The following is a 22,436-nucleotide window of genomic DNA, read 5'->3' as shown; positions in this document are numbered from 1 at the left end:
AAGAAAAAACAAGGGATCAGATCAACAAATCAAGCCAAATTAATTACTATTTTTTAGCCGACTGAAAGACATGAATCAAGTCCTGCAAATTATTGACTAAGCTAGCCAAAGAGGACGACTGCTCATTAGTCTTTTTGCTCAATTGAGAAATCTGACTGGTGGCATTATTTATTTCCGTAATATTACTATTTAAGGACTGAGTGTTTTCTGCCTGAGTACTGGTTGAATGCGAAATTGCCGTGGTAATTTCGGTAATTTCATCGAGTTCTGACAACACAGCTTTGAGCTCGACTGCCACTTGCTCGGCATTTCCCTGTCCCACATCCACACAGGTTTTACTATTTTTCATCGCAGCAACAACCTGTGAAGTGGTCTTTACCAACTTTTCCATGACTTTTTCGATTTGCTCTGTTGCCTGTTGCGTATTAAATGACAAGCTACGCACTTCATCGGCTACAACGGCAAAACCACGTCCATGCTCACCCGCTCTAGCCGCCTCAATGGCCGCATTTAAGGCCAGTAAATTGGTTTGTGAAGCGATGCTATTAATATTATTAATGGCAGCGGATATTTCATCAATACCACTCGCAAGCGAATCCACTAAGCCTGAGGTGTTATCCACCTCGGAAACAACCTTGGCCATCGAGCTTAAAGTATCTTGAACCTTGGCCATACCATGCTGTGTTTTTTGCCTTATTGATTCAGACAAATTAGCGGCCAGGGTAATATCTTGTGAAATTTGACTGAACTCGGCAACAATATCATCCATCGCAATGGCCGCATTATTGGTTTCAAACTGCTGTTCAGTCACCACTAGATTGCTTTGCTCTGCCCCCTCTTTTAATGCAATGGATGCATCGGATACTTTATCCGCATTTTCCCCTATATTTTGCAACATCGTCCTCAGCTTGCTGATAAACTGGTTGTAGCCTGCCGCGATATCTTTCAATTCGGTGACTTGGCTTAATTTGAGTTCGCGATTTAAGTCACCATTACCATTGGCAATTTCATTGATGCTCTTTTTCAAATCATTGACCGGACGAGTGACTGATACAGAAATAAACCAACCGGCAACAATAATCATTATGATTAAAATAATGCCTAATATGATGATCTGCTGTATGGAACTATCTAAGGCCTCTTCTAATTCAGTCAAACGTTGGGCAGATTCTTTTTCCACCGCCACCTGTTGTTGATTGAGTTGTTTTTCTACCTGCTGTAATTCAGTTTCTTCTTTGTTGAGATTATTTTCCTGATTTTGTAACTCAATTTCTTTTTTTACATAATTATTTTCTTGAGTCCTCAGTTCTTCACGCAAGCTATCAAAGGCTTTTGTTTGTGCATTAATAATGGCAATCAACTTATGCCCGAGAGAGGTTAGTTGCTGATAAGTCGGTGTAATATTGTCTTTGTTTGCTGCATAGCTTGCAAAATCATCTTGAAGCAGACTGACAATAATTGTTTTTAGTATGGGTTTAATACCCGTTTTTATATAATCGACAAATTCTGTTCTCACTTTACCTTCTTCATCGGTCTGGGCTCCTAAAAATGAAAAAGCCGTCATTAGGTTATTTCTTTCTGTTTTTTGTTGTTTAAACACGGGCATCATAACCGAGGTATCACCATTGGAAAATTTAATGGCACTGAACTCCCAGAGGCTTTTCTCGCCCTTGGCAATGGCTTCGAGTAGTAGATAAACGATGCCTGATTTTTGTGAGGTCTGAAACGAGCGTTCTATCATGTCTTCTTTTTTGACGGAAATTTTACGTTTTTGTTCTGAGATTTTATTATTCTTTTTGGAAATGAGCTGTTTTTCTGCGGAGAGCTTGGCTTTTTTCTGAGAGATATCCTGCTTTTGTTTGGATAAGAAAGAAATCTTCTCACTGATCTCAGTTTGAAATAAATTCAGAGTGTGTTTAACGTTATTAAATTCTTGGATACTCAGAATAGAGAAAAAGATCATGCCGGCGATCGCACTAAACAAGACAAGCCCTAAACGACCGGCTACAGAATTAAAAACTTGCACCGCATTAAATTGCTTAAGACTCTTCACGCTCAATTTCCTCAAAAAAATAATTACCTTATAAAGCTTAGTACATTATTTTAAATATACCAAAGGCATAACATGAAGATGCAATTAATAGACCATATTATGGGATACTCCCTGCCCAATACTTACTCGCCAATTATTTTCCCTGTTCTTAAAAACACGGCATTCGGCACAGAAAAGGCCACTTTCAAAGCCACATCCCGATCCCATTGATTTTTGATACCACCAACACGAAATGCATCTTTGATACTGATATGATTAATGTGATACCAGGGTGAAATAAGCGGAAAAAACTGCAAGGGCCAATCAGTGCCATACAGCATTTTTTGGCTCAGGCCTTCTTCCTGCAATGCACTGGCTAAATAGTTCAGTTTATTGAGTTGCGTTAAGCTGGAAATATCAACATAGAGGCCTGAATACTTCCTTAGCATGGGTAAAATACGTTGAAAATTATCCTCTCCCTCACTTTCTCCGGTGGTAGCGATATGTGCAGCAATGACGGTCACACCTTGTTCTAAGGGTAGCTTCAAGCGTTTGGGATCAGCCAGTCCATCACGTGCATCGGCAAACGATTTTTCCATCCCAGTATGGGTTAGCAATGGCATGTTCAGCTTGTTCATTAATTGATAAAAAGGAATGAGCTTAGGATTGGCGGGATTAATATTCATTATCGAAGGAATCCATTTAACCAATACCGCACCATTATCCTTAGCCTGTTGTAAACGCTCTAAGGCATCACTGCGATTAGGGTTAATGCTGGCACCAAAGAGCAAGTTGTCATATTTGGCGACTTCTTTTGCCACATAATCATTGGGTACATAAATTTGGGTTTTGCTTTTATTTAACAACCCTTTTGTCGCCCCCTCTAAATCAATATAGCCATCCATGGCTAACACAACGGCCTTTTTAACCGTCTTTGAATCCGCAATTTTAGCACTGAGTTTGGCAAATAAAATTTGATCACCTTGTTCAACTAGCTCATCCTCTGACACATCCATTGACCAAAGGTAAATTGGAAAACGAGGGTTATTTCGCATCTGCTCACTGACAAAACTACCACTATCACCATAGCCTAGGCCTGCAACATGAACATGCAGATCGATAATGGATTTTCCCAGACCGGGGTCGAGTTCACCCATATCGTTTTCACGAGTAAACATATAGCTGGTGAAAATAATTAACAGCATTATTATAATTATTTTTTTCATTGGAGGGTGATATCCTTATTTTGGGTCTGAAATTTTAAACTGACGGCTTGCTAAATAAATATCGCAATGTATTTTATATTGATGCGCTTCGTACCTCAGCGGCATCCTACATATTTTTTCACAACTATTTGTCCCGTAGGATGCTGCTGAGGTACGAAGCGCATCATTAACCCTAAAGCTTACAATGCTGTAATCCTGAGCAAATATCCATATAATGAGGCTCATCCGGTTTTAAAAAACCATGGCGCACGGCAAAATCAATGATCACTAAATTACAATTGGTTTTATAATCTCGTGTCGTCGCAACACAATCCAGCACCTTATCTATAGGCCAAAGATAAAACTCTTCGGCTTCGCCATCGGTATTTTCTGGCACAAAATCAACGCCTAATTGTAAGTCATAAACAAATAAATGATCCTGCTGTAATTTTTGTTTAATATCCATCACATAAGAAACCAGTGAAACCGCTTTGGCTTGCAAGGCAATGGCCTCAGGAATATTGGCTTCTTCTGCACATTCTTTTACCATCGTTTCCTCAATGCTATAACCTGCACCATGACCACCGGCTACAAGGTGATCAAGCTTGCTGGGAAAAGTATGTTTATCTCGAGCACGTCGTGCTACCCAGAGGTACATTTCATTATCTTTCTCCACCCAAGCGTTAAGGTGTATACCGTATTTTTTTATGCCTAATAATGATGATGCGGCACGCTCTATGGTGAAATAAGAACGATGATTAAAACCGCTACTGACATCGTATTGCTCCCCCACCCAAGAACTAATTACACCGGATTGATACCAAGCTTTAGCGACTTCATCGGCGGCCTGAGTGCGACGCTCAAAATCATTAATTGTCGGCTGAAAGGTCAGTCCTTCACGCCCCTGAAAAACATCATGAGAAAAAATATGTGGAAAATCATCAAAAACAGATAATTTCTCTTTATGCACATAACCCAATACGACATCATCAATAAAAAAGGGATGAAAATCACTCACCTGGTATTGATTACACTCATTAACCCAGTCCAGATAGGCTTTATTTCTTTGTTCTATGCTCAGCATGCTCGTATTATCCATTCTTGCGCTATAAATATGATTCAAAACAGGCCATTAACGCATTAAGCCCAATAAATCAGTGCTATTGATATTGCCCGCTAAAATTATTATAATGCTCAGTCCACTAAAGCAGTCTTACCGGCTGCTTTTTTTATTTTAGGCTTAGCCTTATTAGATTGAGCCTATCATTTATTTGTTTTGAGGATGTTTCAGTGCCTGATCATATCATGAATACCTATGGCCGTTTACCGGTCAGTTTCGTCAAAGGAGAAGCCTGCTATCTTTTTGATGAACAGGGTGAACGCTATCTCGATGCGCTCACAGGTATTGCTGTCTGTGGTCTGGGTCATAGCCATCCCGCAGTTGCCCAGGCCATTGCTGAACAAGCTAAAACCTTGATGCATACCTCCAATTTATATGGTATTCCAAAGCAGGAAGAACTGGCCGACAAGCTCTGTGAATTATCCGCAATGGAGCGGGTATTTTTCAGTAATTCCGGTGCCGAAGCCAATGAAGCCGCAATAAAAATAGCACGGCGTTTTGGCCATAGTAAAAATATTGATTTACCAACGATTATTGTGGCCAATCAAAGTTTTCACGGGCGCACGCTTTCGACCTTATCAGCAACCGGCAACCCCAAGGTACAGGCAGGCTTTGAGCCCTTAGTGCGTGGTTTTATTCATGTTGCTTATAATGATATGGATGCTATCAAACAGGCCACCGAAAATAATGACAACATTGTCGCCATTATGGTCGAGCCGGTTCAGGGTGAAGGGGGCTTACGCATCCCTGATAGCACTTATTTACCCGCGATACGGCAGTTTTGTGATAAGCATGATCTGCTGATGATTCTTGATGAAATTCAAACCGGTGTTTGTCGTACCGGCAAATGGTTTGCCGGACAACATAGCGCTATAGTACCGGATGTCATGACCTTAGCCAAAGGCCTGGGTAATGGTTTTCCTATTGGCGCCTGTTTAGCCAAGGGCAAAGCAGCTGAAATGTTAGTGCCCGGCACTCATGGCTCAACGTTTGGTGGTAGCCCCCTGGCCTGTGCCGCAGCGCTAGCCACTGTCACGACCATGCAAGCACAACAACTAGACAAACGTGCCGCTGAATTAGGCGACTATTTTCTACAAGGCTTCAAAGCGTCTCTGGCCGATTTAATTGCTCAGGGTGCAGTAACAGATATTCGCGGCAAGGGCTTGATGATAGGCGTTGAACTGAATCAACCCTGCACTGAATTAGTCAAACAAGCCTTAGATAAAAAACTCTTGATCAACGTCACCGCTGATAGCGTCATTCGTTTATTACCGGCACTAATCAGTAGCAATGAACAAGCCGATGAAATCATCGCCATTGTTAGCGACTTAATCAAAGCATTTATCGCTAGCAAATAACCTAGAACACTTTATAAGAGCAACCTGCATCGCAGGAGAAGAAAAAATGACAACTGAAACTAAATTACGCCACTTTTTAACTTTAATGGACTTTTCCAGTACTGAACTGAGAAATATGACCACTCGTGCTGTAGAATTAAAAAAAATGCAGAAAGCCGGTGATATCTACGAGCCATTAAAAAATCGTATGCTGGGAATGATTTTTGAAAAATCATCCACCCGTACCCGCGTTTCCTTTGAAACGGGCATGGTGCAATTTGGTGGCGGCGCTTTGTTCTTATCTCCCAGAGATACTCAACTCGGTCGTGGTGAACCCATTGAAGACAGCGCCCGCGTATTGTCTCAAATGGTTGATATTATAATGATCCGCACCTTTGAGCATGAGAAATTAGAAACCTTTACCCAATATTCATCCGTACCTGTCATTAATGCTCTCACTGATATGTATCACCCCTGTCAATTACTTGCTGATATGCAATGCTATCAGGAACACCGAGGGAGTATTGAAGGCAAAACAGTAACTTGGGTGGGTGATGGTAATAATATGTGCCATTCTTATATTAATGCCGCCCGTCAATGGGGCTTCAAACTGAATATTGCCTGCCCTGAAGGCTATGATCCCGATGCTGAAATTTTTTCTGCGGCGGGCGATCAGGTGGAAATTATTCGTGATCCAATGGCAGCTTCTACTGCTTCAGACTTAATCGTTACCGATGTCTGGACATCCATGGGGCAGGAAGAAGAACAAGCACGTAGGGAAAAAGCCTTTAACGGCTATTTTGTCGATGATAAGCTCATGGCACAGGCAGATAATGATGCGATATTCATGCATTGCCTACCAGCACATCGCGGTGAAGAAGTCAGCGCCTCAGTCATTGATGGCAAGCAAAGTGTAGTCTGGGATGAGGCGGGGAATCGCCTGCATGCACAAAAAGCACTCTTAGAATTCTTAATGGGCAAAGCCTCTTACTAAGTATTAGAGACCATGCCTTCCCTAGCACAAATCATCGAAGCCGCATGGCTAGCCCTATCAGTCAATGCGCCCATTCAAGTGATAATCACGATTGGGCAATGGCTACTCATGGCACGTTTTCTTACTTCAAATACTAATCGCAGAACCATTAGAGATGCTCTTTCCTGCCTAGCCCTGACCTATATCAGCGCCTATGCTATCGCCCTGCCCATCTGGCTTTTTTGGCCTTTTGATCCTGAATTGATTTTATACAACAACCGCATTAGTATGCCCGCCGTCATCGGTGAGGTCATTGCCATGCCTTTTTGGCTGTATCGCTTTGGTTATTTCAAACGGCAAATTAAAGCGAGGGAATCGGATTAGATACCGGCTTTTTACCCGACAAAGCCAAACGCTCAGACTCACTCGGCATTTGTAAATAAAACCCATCCTCTGTTAATGAGGCCATAACTCGGACAGCATCAGCCTGAGCCAGTTTTTTATCCTGGTTTAACTCTATCGTCATTACCAATTCAAGTTGCCCCAAAGACGTTAGCAATATTTCCGGCACTCGAGAAAAATCATCTTCCTGCTCAAGATACAAATAGCTATCCTGCTTTTTATGTCCCTTATAAATCACTGTTTTCATTTAAAATCACACTTTTTTATTACTTTAAGATTATTATTCTTATCCCGACTCTGTCGAATCAGCTCTTCTCCAATAGCAGTTTGATTCGACTTAGCAAGCCGATCATACAATAACACGTTCACCGTTGCCGCCAAATTCATACACCCGCGCGTCGGCACGTAAACCACTGCATCAGCCTGATCGATAATAGCCTGAGTCAAGTTACCATCTTCCGGTCCAAAAATATAAAAAGCCTTATCAGGATGCTGATAATCCGGTAGCGCGATAGCACCTTCGACAAATTCAACACAGACGATTTGCATGCACTCAACTTTCACCTCAAGCAAATCATCAACACCGTTCAGCGGAATGTTCAAACTCACATCCCGACTCATATTCACTCCACCGGGATTTAACTTTAATGCCCGAGGATAGCGCGTCCCAGTATAAAAAATCGCATCAACGCCATAATTACCCGCTGCACGCTTCACTGAATTAACATTATCCGGACTTTTAGGATTACTCAGACCAATGTAAACATTTGTTTCATTCATTTACTCTTAATTCCACGCTCATTCTATTGGCCCAGCAAATTTACAGAATATAGGCTAACAAGAGTGTATAGAAAAATAACAACGATTTCACTCCCTTTCCACTTTTTTAAAAACTCCCGATTATTCTGGACATTTTTTCTTAACAAGCTATAATTTGATTATCGTACATTATTTTAAAAAATCATGAAATTATTAAGCATCCCCCTCTTTCTCCATTCCGTCCCCGCAGGATTTCCATCCCCTGCTGATGACTATATGGAACGCAGTCTGGACTTAAATATCTACCTCATCAAACACCCGGCTGCTACCTATATGGCACGCGCTCGTGGTGATTCGATGGAAGGCAGTGGTATTTATGATGGTGACTTATTGATTGTTGATCGCAGTCTCGAAGCACAACAGGGGCAAATTATTATTGCCGCCATTGATGGTCAACTCACTTGCAAAATACTGGATAAGCAAAACCGCTGTCTACGGGCTGCCAACAATAATTATAGCCCAATCAAACTCAGTGAATTTTCTGAGCTCATTATCGAAGGCGTAGTGATTCACTCCATACGCCATCATATTACCCCTCAGTCTTAACCATAGATAAGTATGTTTTGTTTAGTTGACTGCAATAGTTTTTACGCCTCATGTGAACAAGTTTTTCGTCCCGATCTACGTAATAAGCCTGTCGTTGTACTGTCTAATAACGATTGTTTTATCGTCGCACGTTCTCCTCAGGCAAAAGCATTGGGGATCGGTAACCTACAAACCACAGCAGCCATAAAGCCTTGGATGCAACAGAAAAACGTCACCCTGTTTTCCAGTAATTATCCACTTTATGGTGATTTATCCGCCCGTGTCATGAGCACCTTAAAGTTATTTGCTACACATATTGAAATCTACAGCATCGATGAAATGTTTCTTTATCTTGAAGATCATAGCAATACTCAATCCATAGAGGCTTATGGACGCCATATCAAACAAACAGTTTATCAACATACAGCATTACCTGTTGGTGTGGGCATTGCACCCAGCAAAACACTGGCCAAACTAGCGAGCCATGCCGCTAAAAACATCGCCAAGTGCCAAGGCGTCTGTGTACTCGACAATAAAAAGAAATGGGACTGGATGAAAAAAAGAACGCCGGTCGATAATATTTGGGGGATCTCAACACGCTTTGCCAAACGTCTGGCCGACTTAAATATCTATACCGCATTGGAATTGGCCAATGCCGATCCTAAATACATACGGCGCTACTTTAATGTCTGCGTCGAGCGGATCATTGAAGAACTCAATGGTCATGCCTGCTTGTCACTGGATGAAATTCCCAACATCAGAAAGCAAATATATTGCTCCCGCTCTTTCGCCAACAAAACCAGCAATTTGCAAAGTATTTTGGATGCCACCAGCCTCTATGTTGCCCGTGCCTGTGAAAAACTGCGCGCACAACAATCGCTCTGTGCTTCAATACAAGTCTTACTCTATTGCGTCAGCTACGAAAATCCACTTTACAATCAACAACGTGTTATACAATTACCCTATCCCAGCAATGATACCCGACTCATTTCAAACCTTGCTCGCCAGGTCATTAAACAAATTTTCAAGGCCAATATCGCCTACATTAAAGTCGGCGTGGGCTTATTAGATCTCAGTGAAAAGAAACATCAACAATTGGATCTTTTTCATGCTGGACAAGCAATAAAAACCGATCAGCTTATGAATACCATGGATAAAATCAACCAGCATTATGGTAAAAATTCAATTTATGTTGCCGCTGAAGGCGTGCATAAAAAATGGCTCATGCGTCAAGCTTATCGCTCCCCGTCTTATACCAGCCAATGGGATGAACTACCGGAGGTTCATTGTTAGAGTTCGAAATGGGTGCTAAAAAGGTGGGTAAGTCTGGTTGGAGACACCACTTTCAAACGTCCCTCGTTTTTTTCTTAAATCACTTTGGCAAAACAGGTGCAACATCATTCATCGTGCTTAAAAAAAGTAATAACTTTGCCCGATACTTATCCTGACGAATGCCTCTAAAATTCATAATACGCCCCGGCACTGCCCGTTCAGTACGGGTCAAATAATAATTAAGGGTTGCAAAATTCCAAATATGGCCTGACTGGCGCATCGCATCCGAATACTCAAAACCTTTTGCCGTACCCGCTTTGCGGCCAAATATATTCCATAAATTAGGCCCCTTACCATGCGTATCACTTTTTTCACTATCGTGGCAAGAAGAGCATTTACGCATAAAATATTCTTCACCTGCAGACAGATCAGCATCATAAAATAATTGTTTAAATTCATAACTCAACACAGGCTGAAAATGCGCTAAATCTTCAGAATCTTTATCCTTAGTTTCCATAGCTTGCGCCATAGATAAATTAATCGTAAATAACAAGCACATAAGCAAGCAGAATCGTTGTTTCACCATCATATCTCTTATCAGTCTTAAAAAAATTAAAGTCAGCCCAATACAGGGTGATAAATATCCCTTCATAGGCTATCATCTCTCTACAGAGATATAAATAACACAAATGAGTCCTAGCAACAATGCATAATAAAAGAGAATATAGCCGTAATAGTGTCAGCTTTAACGTCGGAATCGAATTAGCCAATGGCCAACGAGCCAAAGGAACTGCCATCAATATCGGTCGAGGGGGCATGCTATTAGATAAAATATCCGGCACTATTCTATCCAAACTAGACGACGTTAACCTTTATTTACCCATCAATCATAGTCAAAATAGTTATTCCATTGCCGCCAAGGTCACTCGGGTTGATGGCACTCAGATCGGCCTATTCTTTTACTCCGATCCCTCCGAATATTTACAAGAAGCGTTTGAATAGTGGAAACCTGTTGCAGAATTTAGGATAATAGCGCCTCGATTATTTTATCGTTTAAAATAATGACTTCATCAATAGCAAAATTGACGACTCAGTTAATCCTCCAAGGACTCTAATATGGATATTCCAAGACAACGCACCTTACTCATAAGCCTCATTACATTATTTTTATTATTAATTAGCAGCACATCAATGGCATTAGTGCAATATGTTAGTGATGAGTTGGTGATTAATATGCGTTCAGGCAAAGGCAATGGCTTTAAAATAATTAAAATCGTCAAAAGCGGCACACCTCTCACCGTGTTAGAAAAAGATGCCGGTTATACTCGCGCCAGGACACCGCAAGGCGTTGAAGGCTGGGTACTCAGCCGTTTCCTGATAAAAACGCCGGTCGCCAGAACCTTACTCAGCAAGGCACAAAGCGACGTCGCGCAAATGAAAGAAAAATATGATGCCATGGAAGGTAAACTTAAAACCATCACCGTAGAACGCGACACACTGAGTAGCTCAGAGAAGCAATTATTAGACTATAAAGAAAAACTCAATGTAGAATTAACCAAGCTCAAGAAAATAGCCGCACGTCCCATGCAACTCGAAGCAGAAAATGATCAACTGAGAAATGATCTGGTCAAAATAGAAGCTGAAAACCGCATTCTAAAGCAAGAATATCAAACTTTAGAAGACAATAGCGATCAAGAATGGTTTATGACTGGTGCAGGTGTCTTATTTGGCGGGATGATTTTAGGCTTGATATTCCCTAAACTCCGTTCTGGTCAGAAAAAAGCGAACTGGAATCGTTTATAAGTTTATAAGCGAAAGATGTTGGTAAGTTTGTGTGCTTTTATAGCTTAACTTACCAATTTATTCCTAGCTCAAAAATATTTCGCTTCATCAAGTAAACTACGTAACAACTCAATCACTTCTATGCCCATCGACTCAAATGACAAGCCAATATAGTCATCACAAATATGAGCCACTTCAGCCTTAATGAGCGTTGACATCGAGCATTGCTCTTTCGAAGCAACAAAGCAAATGGCCAGCTTTTCTTTATTAGTAAATACATAGTCATTAGGCTCAATCGCACAGCCTAATAAGCTCATATTAATAATTCTGGAAGCAAGACGGGTATTCGTTACCTTGACAGGCGAGACAAAGACCTCCAACTGAACGGGATGTCTGGGGTGTTCACGACGATCAACTTCTGCTGCAATTGCCATAATAACCTCTATGTCGTATTTTTAAATTTCCTATATACAACATATTGTGGCACAAATTCACAAAACTACCAATTTATGCCATAATTCAATCGCTTATTAGTCTTTATTGATACTAAAACTTTCTTTTCAACTGAGAAACGTCGCGTACTGCACCACGCGATGCCGATGTGGTCATCGCTGCGTAGGCCATCAAAGCAGGAGTCACATTACGCACACGCAGCAGCTCAGGCTGCCATGCAGAATCACCTTTGGCATCCATTGCCTGACGGCGTTGCTCTAATGCCTCATCGCTGATTTTAACATCAATTTTACGCTTAGGAATATCAATAGCAATCAAATCACCCTCTTCAATCAAACCAATTGCCCCACCTTCAGCCGCTTCTGGCGAAGCATGACCAATCGACAAGCCTGAAGTGCCTCCGGAAAAACGTCCATCGGTCAATAGAGCACAAGCCTTACCTAAACCCTTGGATTTCAAATAACTGGTCGGGTACAGCATTTCCTGCATACCCGGTCCACCACGGGGTCCTTCATAACGAATAATCACCACATCACCCGCTACGACTTCATCAGCTAGAATTGCCGCTACCGCAGCATCCTGACTTTCAAAAATACGCGCAGGACCGGTAAAACATAAAATAGAATCATCCACGCCGGCCGTTTTGACCACACAGCCATCCAAGGCAATATTGCCATAGAGAACCGCTAAACCACCATCCTGACTATAGGCATTGGCTTTACTACGAATACAACCATCAACCCGATCCTCATCCAGACTTTCCCAGCGCTTTGACTGACTGAAAGCGACCTGAGTGGGAACACCACCGGGGCCGGCACTGAACATTTTTCGTACCTTAGCATCATCAGACACCGCAATATCATAATGTGCAATCGCCTCTGACAGCGAATCACTATGAATCATTTTGACATCCATATTCAATAAGTCTGCACGCGCTAATTCGCCTAAAATAGCCATTACTCCGCCAGCTCTATGCACATCTTCCATATGGTACTTTTGCGTGCTGGGGGCAACTTTACATAAATTAGGCACCTTTCTGGATAAACGATCAATATCATCCATAGTGAACGCTATTTCCCCCTCTTGGGCTGCTGCCAACAAATGTAAAATGGTATTGGTTGACCCCCCCATGGAAATATCCAGGCACATGGCATTTTCAAAAGCTTCAAAAGTCGCAATATTACGCGGTAAAGCCGATTCATCATCCTGCTCATAAAAACGTTTTGCTAAATCGACAATGCGACGTCCTGCTTCTAGAAATAACTCTTCTCTATCCGCATGGGTTGCCAACAATGAACCATTACCAGGCAAAGAGAGACCCAATGCTTCCGTTAAGCAATTCATTGAGTTGGCGGTAAACATACCAGAACAAGAACCACAGGTTGGACAAGCTGAACGCTCCATAATTTCGGTATCAGCATCACTGACCCTATCATCAACGGCAGCAACCATAGCATCCACCAAATCAAGATGTACTTCCTTACCATTCATGACCACTTTGCCGGACTCCATTGGGCCACCCGAAACAAAGATAACCGGAATATTTAAACGCAAGGCGGCATTTAACATACCCGGTGTGATCTTGTCGCAATTAGAAATACACACAAGCGCATCAGCACAGTGCGCATTACACATATATTCCACCGCATCGGAAATAATTTCTCGTGACGGCAAGCTATACAACATGCCATCATGGCCCATGGCAATACCATCATCCACAGCAATGGTATTAAATTCTTTTGCCACACCACCGGCTTTTTCAATCTCACGTGCAACCAATTGCCCCATATCTTTCAAATGCACATGGCCTGGCACAAATTGAGTGAAGGAGTTGGCAATGGCAATGATCGGCTTTTGGAAGTCATCATCTTTCATTCCAGTGGCACGCCAAAGCGCTCTTGCACCCGCCATATTTCTACCGGCAGTAGTAGTTCTTGAACGATATTCAGGCATAAATAAATCCTTGAGAAAAGTCAGTAATCAATAAATTGATTCAGAGTATTATCTAAAAGCTAGCATTATAAGAGTTTATGAAAGATAAAAAAACTCAATCTCTCATATTTATACCCATGATACTTGGAAATGCAGCGAGGCATTTTGACTAAGAGCCGATTGATTGTATAAGCACTACATGATTGAGGCTTTTAGTTAAAATAACGAAGCCTGCATTTCCAAGTATCATAGGTAATAAGAAGGTTCGAAATATAGACGTTTAAGCACTACGTCCCCAAACTGATAAATCACCCACCTTATCAGTACGTTTAAAGATAAATTGTGCCACCAGAAAACCGCTCATAAACATCAAAAAATTACCAATAATCGCCGTATAATAAAGCTCAAAAGGTAAATTCCAGCCATCGGGCAATAAACTTTTTTTCGCTAAAATAGTCCAGATAGTAAATAAAGCCGTCAAGATTAAACCACTCCAGATAGCACGTGCATCACCTAGATTAGTAAAGAAGCCCAATAAATAAATCCCTAAAACACCGCCAGAGACGATAGACACTAAAATAGTTGCTGTATCCTGCAAGGTTTTCGTTTCCGCATTAATCAATAAGGTCGCTCCCACAATCATAATAATAGACACCAATACCGCAATGAGCTGTGCTACACGTAAATAGTGTTTGTCGCTTCTTTCTGTTGTGGAAAAACGCCTATAGATATCCACAATCGATACAGTGGAAATAGCGTTAATACTGGAATCCAATGAGGACATTGCCGCTGCCAAGGCCGCTGCAATCACAATCCCTGCAACACCAGCCGGTAAATAGTGATTAATAAAATAGGGTAAAATCTGCTCAGCTTTTTGTTCCCCGTTTAAAATCTGCGCCGCAGTTTCAGTTGGGAACACCTGAAAAAAGACATACAATGCAGTGCCTAAAAACATATAAAAAGCCCAAATTGGCAAACTAGTAAAAGCACAGACAAACATTGCCTTACGCGCTTCAGTATCACTTTTGGAGGCACAAAAACGCTGTACGGTATTTTGATTAGCACTGTATTCAGTTAACCAGGCCGTTAAGCCCAAAAGCAATAACATCGTTCCGGTTTTATCCTGTAATGAAAATGACCAATCGACAGGAACTAACTCACCCCCTTTAAGCTCTGCAAAAGCTAGTTTACCATGCTCAGTAGCAACACTAATAATCTGCTCAAAACCACCGGGCAAACTCAGCACAATCACTGCCAGACAAAAAATACCACCCACAACCAACACAATGGTCTGTAAAACATCGGTCCAGATGACTGCATCGATGCCACCAACGATGGTATAAACCGCCACAAAAATGCCCCCTAAAACAATCGACATCTCAGCACTTAATCCTGTTAATTCATGAATTAATAAAGACAATAAATATAAAATTAAACTAATACGCACTAATTGACCCAAAATAAAGGTCAAAGCGCCATAGACACGAATCGAAGGGCCAAAGCGATCTTCAAGGTATTCATAAGCCGTAATAGTATTACCACGTCGAAAAAAGGGTAAAAAGACATAAGCAGCAACAAAAATAGCAACGGGCAACATGAGATTGGGCAAATAGCGTAACCAGGCTGTTTTAAACGCATCGCCGGGATAAGCCAGGAAGGTAATTGAACTAATCGAAGTTCCAACCAGGCTCAGGCCAATCACCCAGCCCGAAAACGAACGACCACCGACAAAATATTCTTCTGTACTGATATTTTTCCGTGAAAAATACAGACCAATGGCCATAACAACAATAAGATAAGCCACTAAGGCCAATAAATCCGGTAAAGAGAGTGACATAAAGGGTAAAAAATCCAATGCTAATTAGGTTAGGTAATAAAATCGTCTTAATGGTATACTAAACAAAGGTATAAGAGAAAGACATGAGTAATTCTAACACAACTCCAAGCAACAACTCATCCTCAACGGATATGCTATCAACAAGTGCAATCTCAACAAACGCGATTGAAACAGACTTCGTGCAATGGTTTCGCAATGCTGCGCCCTATATTAATGCCTTCCGTAATCAAACTTTTGTTATTTATTTCAGTGGTGATGTGCTAGCAGATAATGAGTTTCCTTCTTTTGTACACGACATAAGCTTACTCAATAGTTTGGGGGTCAAACTCGTTCTGGTACATGGCGCACGCTCACAAATTGATAAACGGCTGACCGATTTAGGCATCAAGTCAGAATACGTCCATGGACTACGTGTTACCGATAGCAAAACCATGCAAGTGATCAAAGAAGCCTCCGGATGTATTCGTCTCAATATCGAGGCCTTATTTACCACCAGTTTAAAATACACCCCCATGGCAGGCTCACAAATTAATATCATTTCCGGTAACTTTGTGATCGCCAAACCCAAAGGTATTATTGATGGCATTGATTACTTGCATACCGGCGACATTAGAAAAATTGATACCCATTCATTTCTTCGCTCTTTATCTGCCGGTGATGTCATTTTGTTATCGCCAGTAGGTTATTCCCCAACCGGTGAATCTTTCAATATCAATGGTGAAGATCTGGCCACCCAAAGCTCTATCGAGCTAAAAGCCGATAAGCTCATTTTCATTGACGATAGTAATGGCATCCGTGACGAAAACAATAAACTCTTACGAGACCTCACCGTCAATGAGCTAAAAGAACTTATTCAATCTGGTGCTATCTCTGAGAATATTAAACGCCATTATCAACGCATCATACACGCCTGCGAATCCGGAGTAGAACGTGTACACATGATCAATAGAAATATTGATGGTTCACTACTCCTAGAGTTATTCACTCAGGATGGCATTGGTACTTTAGTCAGCACCGATCATTTGGAAGATATTCGCAAAGCCACAATTGATGATGTCAATGGTATCATCGAACTCATCCAACCATTGGAAGAATCCGGTATGCTGGTAAAACGTTCCCGTGAACGTTTAGAAACCGAAATTAATAACTTCTACGTCATAGAACGGGAAAATTCCATTATTGGCTGTGTCGCACTCTATATTGCAGACAATGCTATGCAGGCTGAAGTTGCCTGCATGGCAATCGCCCCTGAATATCAATCACAGGGTCGTGGCGAAAAACTTTTTTCTCATATTTGCAAGCAGTCTGCAAAAATGGGACTTAAAGCACTCTTTATTTTAACAACCCAGGCTACCCATTGGTTTATGGAGCACGGCTTTGTCAAAAAGACACTGGCAGATTTACCCAGTGAAAAGCAAGCCTTGTATAATTATCAACGCAATTCAGCCGTCTATATAAAAAGCTTATAATAATTTTGAAAAATACAAAAACACCCTATAAATCCAAGGTTCCATTTTTAAAGTGGGCCGGTGGCAAACGTAAAATCATTGATAAAATAAAAGCATTACTACCCGAGGGACAGCGATTAATAGAACCTTTTTGTGGCTCAGCAACCGTATTTCTTAATACGGATTATAGTAAAAATCTCATCGCAGACACCAATAAAGATGTTATTAATATTTATCATCACCTACAACAAAAAGAAACAACATTTGTTGAATATGCTAGCCAGTTTTTTATTCCAGCAAATAATGATGCAGACAAATACTATGAATTTAGAAAAACCTTTAATGAAACTGACAACAAGCAGTTAAGAGCTGCACTTTTTTTATATTTAAACAAGCACGGTTACAATGGCCTATGCCGATACAATTCATCTGGCGGCTTTAATGTCCCCTTTGGAAAATATAAAAAAGTGAGTTTTCCAGAGGCTTACATTTATGAGTTTATAGAAAAAAGTAATAATGCCGAGTTTGTAAACCAAGATTTTGAAACCACAATGGCCAACGCTAAACAAGGCGATGTTATCTATTGCGATCCGCCTTATGTACTATCAAACGATAGCAATTCATCATTCAAATACCAGAAAAATGGCTTTAGCATAGAGCAACAAAAAAAATTAGCAGAATTAGCAGAAGAATTAGCCAAGAAAGGAATACCGGTACTCATTTCTAATCACTTTACTGATTTTACCAAAGAAATATACAAGAATTCAGAGCAAATAACATTTGGCGTTAAGCGCACGATCAGCTGCAAAGGAAATGACCGACAAGAGGCGTCAGAAGTCCTCGCACTATTTAAATAGTACGATGAGTGAATAGCAAATTAAGACAGACAGGTTCAAACAAGCGCATTTAAACCTTAACGTTAATATTCTGTCCTAAATTTTCGGAAGTCTGAGGCACAGCATTCTTAGTTTGTGTATCAGTTTGAGACTGGACATTACGTGTACTTTTATCCACCTCGTTATTAGTACTGACATCAGCACTTTTCACCGCAGTATCAACCACAACACCTGTCGAAACACCTGAAATTTCCATAAACACCTCACAAAATTAACGATCAAATAAAATTTATAAGATCTCACATGCGTTAGCGGCCATAAATTTTGAAACTTTAGAGTTTATTTGCAGTTATTTTCAAATGCATTTTTTTAAGAGTGAATAAAGTGTTAATTAAATAGTGCCTAAACTTTACATTGATGCGCATCGTGCCTCAGCAGCATCCTACGTTTCAATAACTTGTACTTTAAGCGCAACGATACCTAACTATCAACCCTGCTTTTTTTAGTCTTTTTCTTGCATCTTTTCTTTCGCACAAAAAAAAGCCCCTGAGTCGTGAGACTCAGGGGCTTCTTCTTAGCTTGGCACTTTTCAGTGCAAGCCGTATTAAACCCTGGCAGTGACCTACTTTCGCATGGGAACTCCCAAACTATCATCGGCGATGACACGTTTCACTTCCGAGTTCGGGATGGGATCGGGTGGTTCCATGTCTCTATGGCCGCCAGGAAAGGCGGTGGAGTAAGAGGCTAGCTTGCGCTTCGCCCCTCGCTCGAATATTGGAAGTAAACTTCTCAGGCGGTTATCAAACCGCCCAACGCTGGTCGTTATCGTTACCCTTGGTACTCGGTAACAACCGTATCTTTGGGTATACGCTAAAGCCTTAATTCATTCTGTAGAATGTAATTCTCTCAAACAATCTCTTATTCGAAAGTACTTTGCGATATATAGTCAAGACTCACGGGCAATTAGTATTGGTTAGCTTCATGCATTACTGCACTTCAACACCCAACCTATCAACGTCGTAGTCTTCAACGACCCTTTAGGACACTTAAAGTGTCAGGGAGAACTCATCTTGAGGCCTGCTTCACGCTTAGATGCTTTCAGCGTTTATCAGTTCGAACGTAGCTACCCGGCAATGCCACTGGCGTGACAACCGGAACACCAGAGGTTCGTCCACTCCGGTCCTCTCGTACTAGGAGCAGCTCCTCTCAATTCTCCAACGCCCACGGCAGATAGGGACCGAACTGTCTCACGACGTTCTAAACCCAGCTCGCGTACCACTTTAAATGGCGAACAGCCATACCCTTGGGACCGGCTACAGCCCCAGGATGTGATGAGCCGACATCGAGGTGCCAAACACCGCCGTCGATATGAACTCTTGGGCGGTATCAGCCTGTTATCCCCGGCGTACCTTTTATCCGTTGAGCGATGGCCCTTCCATACAGAACCACCGGATCACTAAAGCCTACTTTCGTACCTGCTCGACATGTCTGTCTCGCAGTCAAGCACCCTTATGCTTTTGCACAAACCTCCTGATTTCCGACCAGGATTAGGGTACCTTCGCGCTCCTCCGTTACTCTTTGGGAGGAGACCGCCCCAGTCAAACTACCCACCATACACTGTCCCCAACCCCGATAAGGGGTCTAGGTTAGAACCTCAAACATACCAGGCTGGTATTTCAAGTGTGGCTCCACCACAACTAGCGTCATGGTTTCAAAGCCTCCCAGCTATCCTACACAAGTAGGTTCAAAGTTCAGTGCAAAGCTGTAGTAAAGGTGCACGGGGTCTTTCCGTCTAGCCGCGGGTATACTGCATCTTCACAGCAAGTTCAATTTCACTGAGTCTCGGGTTGAGACAGTGTGGCCATCGTTACGCCATTCGTGCAGGTCGGAACTTACCCGACAAGGAATTTCGCTACCTTAGGACCGTTATAGTTACGGCCGCCGTTTACCGGGGCTTCGATCAAGAGCTTCGCCGAAGCTAACCCCATCAATTAACCTTCCGGCACCGGGCAGGCGTCACACCCTATACTTCCACTTTCGTGTTCGCAGAGTGCTATGTTTTTAATAAACAGTCGCAGCCACCAGTTCACTGCAACCCTCCTCAGCTTACGCAGTAAATGCTTCACCATGGAGGGCACACCTTCTTCCGAAGTTACGGTGCTAATTTGCCTAGTTCCTTAACCCGAGTTCTCTCAAGCGCCTTAGAATTCTCATCCCACCCACCTGTGTCGGTTTGGGGTACGGTTCCTTATAACCTAAGCTTAGAGGATTTTCCTGGAAGCAGAGCATCTACCACTTCAACACCTTGGTGTCTCGTCATCACGTCTCGGCATAAAGCCACCCGGATTTTCCTAAGTGACATGCCTACCGGCTTAAACCTGGATAACCATCACCAGGCTGGTATAGCTTTCTCCGTCTCCCCATCGCAGTTATAAAAAGTACTGGAATATTAACCAGTTTCCCATCGACTACGCATCTCTGCCTCGCCTTAGGGGCCGACTCACCCTGCTCCGATTAACGTAGAGCAGGAAACCTTGGGTTTTCGGCGAGGGGTCTTTCACCCCTTTATCGTTACTTATGTCAGCATTCGCACTTCTGATACCTCCAGCATTCCTTACAGAACACCTTCATCAGCCTACAGAACGCTCCTCTACCATGCACACTATAAATAGCGGCATCCGCAGCTTCGGTATATTGCTTAGCCCCGGTAAATCTTCCGCGCAGGCCGACTCGACTAGTGAGCTATTACGCTTTCTTTAAAGGGTGGCTGCTTCTAAGCCAACCTCCTAGCTGTCTGGGCCTTCCCACATCGTTTCCCACTGAGCAATAATTTTGGGACCTTAGCTGGCGGTCTGGGTTGTTTCCCTCTCCACGACGGACGTTAGCACCCGCCGTGTGTCTCCCGTAATTGTACTTCCAGGTATTCGGAGTTTGCATCGGGTTGATAAGTCGGTATGACCCTCTAGCCGAAACAGTGCTCTACCCCTGGAGTAAGATACGAGGCGCTACCTAAATAGCTTTCGAGGAGAACCAGCTATCTCCGAGCTTGATTAGCCTTTCACTCCTAACCACAAGTCATCCCCTCATTTTTCAACATAAGTGGGTTCGGTCCTCCAGTGCCTGTTACGGCACCTTCAACCTGCTCATGGCTAGATCGCTCGGTTTCGGGTCTAATACCAGCAACTTGCGCCCTATTAAGACTCGGTTTCCCTACGGCTCCCCTATTCGGTTAACCTTGCTACTGAAATTAAGTCGCTGACCCATTATACAAAAGGTACGCAGTCACAGAACAAAGTCTGCTCCCACTGCTTGTACGCACACGGTTTCAGGTCTATTTCACTCCCCTCTCCGGGGTTCTTTTCGCCTTTCCCTCACGGTACTGGTACACTATCGGTCGATAAGGAGTATTTAGCCTTGGAGGATGGTCCCCCATATTCAGACAGGATATCACGTGTCCCGCCCTACTCAGATTCATCTAATATGTGCTTTCGTGTACGAGGCTATCACTCTCTTTGGCTGACCTTCCCAAGTCATTCCACTAACACTTATTAAACTTTTGGGCTGTTCCGCGTTCGCTCGCCGCTACTGACGGAATCTCTATTGATTTCTTTTCCTAAGGGTACTTAGATGTTTCAGTTCCCCTCGTTTGCCTCAATATCCTATGTATTCAGATATTGATAACCAGCTTACACTGGCTGGGTTCCCCATTCGGAAATCTCTGACTATAACGGATGTTTATCACCTTGTCAGAGCTTATCGCAGATTACCACGTCCTTCATCGCCTCTTATCGCCTAGGCATCCACCGTATGCGCTTAATCTCTTGACTATATATCACAAAGTACTCTCGGCCTTTTGTTTGCTGCGACTCGCGTCGTTGCGTCGAAAATACCTGTCTCTCACTATTGCTAGTTAAGACTATGGATACATAAAGATCGCTTTTCGTAACTTTCTTCTAAGAATTCAACCACCAACTTGCGTCGGTGGCCTCGTTTTTAAGAACTACTTTTCTACTATTGAACTTTAGCCAGTTGTTTCTTCTGTCCTCTTGCGAGCACTGTCAATACAACCAGCCATTGCTTGTAGACGCATACCCTCGGTAATTGTTTGTACTTGCTTGTTGGATAAAAAACAGGCAAGCACAATGTATCACCTAAGATACATTTGCGTTGGTTTACTTCACTGATTTTTAAAGAGCACGATGACTTGTTGCCAAGTCTTCGTTCTAATCCATAAAAATGGATTAACTATAAATACTGAATCTTACAATGTGTCAGTAACTATACTTAATCCGCCTTTGGATTTTGCTGAGTGTTAGTATTGGTGGAGCTAAGGAGGATCGAACTCCTGACCTCCTGCGTGCAAGGCAGGCGCTCTCCCAGCTGAGCTATAGCCCCAATAGACTAAGGCATTCCGACACCCCCGCAGTCACCTTAGTGGCTGCTTTAGAATCTCGGAATTTTAT

At 42.4% G+C, this 22,436-nt stretch carries 19 protein-coding genes, 1 tRNA gene and 2 rRNA genes; 9 read left to right on the top strand and 13 right to left on the bottom strand.

The features are described from left to right. Positions 1 to 46: 46 nt before the first annotated feature. From JEU79_RS08130 to JEU79_RS08120, 3 genes are all read right to left on the bottom strand, one after another. On the bottom strand, positions 47 to 2,053 hold the full coding sequence (locus JEU79_RS08130; RefSeq protein ID WP_198263701.1) for a methyl-accepting chemotaxis protein: 2,007 nt from the start codon (positions 2,051 to 2,053) through the stop codon (positions 47 to 49). A 122-nt stretch (positions 2,054 to 2,175) separates the two neighbouring features. Then, positions 2,176 to 3,258 (bottom strand): amidohydrolase family protein, encoded by a 1,083-nt coding sequence (locus JEU79_RS08125; protein ID WP_214660525.1) that lies wholly within the window; start codon positions 3,256 to 3,258, stop codon positions 2,176 to 2,178. A 172-nt stretch (positions 3,259 to 3,430) separates the two neighbouring features. Continuing rightward, positions 3,431 to 4,336, bottom strand: a complete 906-nt coding sequence (locus tag JEU79_RS08120) for a DUF4743 domain-containing protein (RefSeq protein WP_214660524.1) — start codon at positions 4,334 to 4,336, stop codon at positions 3,431 to 3,433. A 191-nt stretch (positions 4,337 to 4,527) separates the two neighbouring features. Between JEU79_RS08120 and JEU79_RS08115 the strand changes: the two genes are divergently transcribed. The 3 genes from JEU79_RS08115 to JEU79_RS08105 are packed head-to-tail and all read left to right on the top strand — an operon-like array spanning position 4,528 to position 7,051. After that, the gene (locus tag JEU79_RS08115) at positions 4,528 to 5,715 is read left to right on the top strand and encodes an aspartate aminotransferase family protein (RefSeq protein ID WP_198263698.1); all 1,188 of its coding nucleotides are present in this window, start codon (positions 4,528 to 4,530) and stop codon (positions 5,713 to 5,715) included. Between the two features lie 46 nt (positions 5,716 to 5,761). Continuing rightward, positions 5,762 to 6,688 (top strand): ornithine carbamoyltransferase, encoded by a 927-nt coding sequence (argF, locus tag JEU79_RS08110; protein WP_198263697.1) that lies wholly within the window; start codon positions 5,762 to 5,764, stop codon positions 6,686 to 6,688. A 12-nt stretch (positions 6,689 to 6,700) separates the two neighbouring features. After that, on the top strand, positions 6,701 to 7,051 hold the full coding sequence (locus JEU79_RS08105) for a hypothetical protein (protein WP_198263696.1): 351 nt from the start codon (positions 6,701 to 6,703) through the stop codon (positions 7,049 to 7,051). Here JEU79_RS08105 and JEU79_RS08100 read toward each other — a convergent pair. Then, on the bottom strand, positions 7,029 to 7,316 hold the full coding sequence (locus tag JEU79_RS08100) for a YcgL domain-containing protein (RefSeq protein ID WP_198263695.1): 288 nt from the start codon (positions 7,314 to 7,316) through the stop codon (positions 7,029 to 7,031). The genes JEU79_RS08105 and JEU79_RS08100 overlap by 23 nt on opposite strands. Then, positions 7,313 to 7,849 (bottom strand): RNA methyltransferase, encoded by a 537-nt coding sequence (locus JEU79_RS08095; protein WP_198263694.1) that lies wholly within the window; start codon positions 7,847 to 7,849, stop codon positions 7,313 to 7,315. Before JEU79_RS08095 ends, JEU79_RS08100 begins: the two co-directional genes overlap by 4 nt. Before the next feature lie 183 nt (positions 7,850 to 8,032). On the opposite strand from JEU79_RS08095, the gene JEU79_RS08090 reads away from it, so the two are divergent. Together JEU79_RS08090 and JEU79_RS08085 are read left to right on the top strand one after the other, a co-directional pair. Continuing rightward, positions 8,033 to 8,434, top strand: coding sequence for a LexA family protein (locus JEU79_RS08090; protein ID WP_198263693.1), 402 nt, complete (start codon positions 8,033 to 8,035; stop codon positions 8,432 to 8,434). Between the two features lie 12 nt (positions 8,435 to 8,446). Beyond that, positions 8,447 to 9,706 carry a Y-family DNA polymerase gene (locus JEU79_RS08085; protein WP_198263692.1) on the top strand — a complete coding sequence of 420 codons (1,260 nt, stop codon included), beginning with the start codon at positions 8,447 to 8,449 and terminating at the stop codon, positions 9,704 to 9,706. 79 nt (positions 9,707 to 9,785) lie between these two features. Here the strand turns inward: JEU79_RS08085 and JEU79_RS08080 are convergent, their stop codons facing one another. Beyond that, positions 9,786 to 10,202 (bottom strand): c-type cytochrome, encoded by a 417-nt coding sequence (locus JEU79_RS08080; protein WP_198263691.1) that lies wholly within the window; start codon positions 10,200 to 10,202, stop codon positions 9,786 to 9,788. A gap of 188 nt (positions 10,203 to 10,390) precedes the next feature. Between JEU79_RS08080 and JEU79_RS08075 the strand changes: the two genes are divergently transcribed. Continuing rightward, positions 10,391 to 10,687 carry a PilZ domain-containing protein gene (locus tag JEU79_RS08075; protein ID WP_198263690.1) on the top strand — a complete coding sequence of 99 codons (297 nt, stop codon included), beginning with the start codon at positions 10,391 to 10,393 and terminating at the stop codon, positions 10,685 to 10,687. Between the two features lie 114 nt (positions 10,688 to 10,801). Further along, positions 10,802 to 11,488: a TIGR04211 family SH3 domain-containing protein gene (locus JEU79_RS08070; protein ID WP_198263689.1), complete on the top strand. Its 687-nt coding sequence runs from the start codon at positions 10,802 to 10,804 to the stop codon at positions 11,486 to 11,488. Positions 11,489 to 11,556: 68 nt separating this feature from the next. Here JEU79_RS08070 and JEU79_RS08065 read toward each other — a convergent pair whose 3' ends face one another. The 3 genes from JEU79_RS08065 to JEU79_RS08055 form a co-directional block, all read right to left on the bottom strand. Then, positions 11,557 to 11,901: a PilZ domain-containing protein gene (locus tag JEU79_RS08065; protein WP_198263688.1), complete on the bottom strand. Its 345-nt coding sequence runs from the start codon at positions 11,899 to 11,901 to the stop codon at positions 11,557 to 11,559. Between the two features lie 112 nt (positions 11,902 to 12,013). Continuing rightward, a complete protein-coding gene (gene ilvD, locus JEU79_RS08060) occupies positions 12,014 to 13,873 on the bottom strand; it encodes a dihydroxy-acid dehydratase (RefSeq protein WP_198263687.1) in 1,860 nt (619 codons plus the stop codon). 259 nt (positions 13,874 to 14,132) lie between these two features. Then, positions 14,133 to 15,689, bottom strand: a complete 1,557-nt coding sequence (locus JEU79_RS08055; protein ID WP_198263686.1) for a sodium:solute symporter family protein — start codon at positions 15,687 to 15,689, stop codon at positions 14,133 to 14,135. Positions 15,690 to 15,772: 83 nt separating this feature from the next. Here JEU79_RS08055 and argA point away from each other — a divergent pair, with 83 nt between their 5' ends. Together argA and JEU79_RS08045 are read left to right on the top strand one after the other, a co-directional pair. Further along, positions 15,773 to 17,158 (top strand): amino-acid N-acetyltransferase, encoded by a 1,386-nt coding sequence (gene argA, locus JEU79_RS08050; protein ID WP_246540113.1) that lies wholly within the window; start codon positions 15,773 to 15,775, stop codon positions 17,156 to 17,158. Positions 17,159 to 17,160: 2 nt separating this feature from the next. Further along, positions 17,161 to 17,994 carry a Dam family site-specific DNA-(adenine-N6)-methyltransferase gene (locus tag JEU79_RS08045; RefSeq protein WP_198265917.1) on the top strand — a complete coding sequence of 278 codons (834 nt, stop codon included), beginning with the start codon at positions 17,161 to 17,163 and terminating at the stop codon, positions 17,992 to 17,994. Between the two features lie 49 nt (positions 17,995 to 18,043). Here JEU79_RS08045 and JEU79_RS08040 read toward each other — a convergent pair whose 3' ends face one another. From JEU79_RS08040 to JEU79_RS08025, 4 genes are all read right to left on the bottom strand, one after another. Continuing rightward, on the bottom strand, positions 18,044 to 18,229 hold the full coding sequence (locus tag JEU79_RS08040; protein WP_198263685.1) for a hypothetical protein: 186 nt from the start codon (positions 18,227 to 18,229) through the stop codon (positions 18,044 to 18,046). A gap of 353 nt (positions 18,230 to 18,582) precedes the next feature. Then, positions 18,583 to 18,697: ribosomal RNA gene (gene rrf, locus JEU79_RS08035) — 5S ribosomal RNA — on the bottom strand. A 218-nt stretch (positions 18,698 to 18,915) separates the two neighbouring features. Next, positions 18,916 to 21,800 (bottom strand): 23S ribosomal RNA (locus JEU79_RS08030). A gap of 492 nt (positions 21,801 to 22,292) precedes the next feature. Further along, positions 22,293 to 22,368, bottom strand: a tRNA-Ala gene (locus tag JEU79_RS08025). Positions 22,369 to 22,436 lie beyond the last annotated feature (68 nt).

It is taken from the genome of sulfur-oxidizing endosymbiont of Gigantopelta aegis, from assembly GCF_016097415.1.
GTDB lineage: Bacteria > Pseudomonadota > Gammaproteobacteria > GRL18 > GRL18 > GRL18.
Note: the sequence above shows the minus strand (reverse complement) of the source record. Positions and strands in the feature narration are given on the sequence as shown.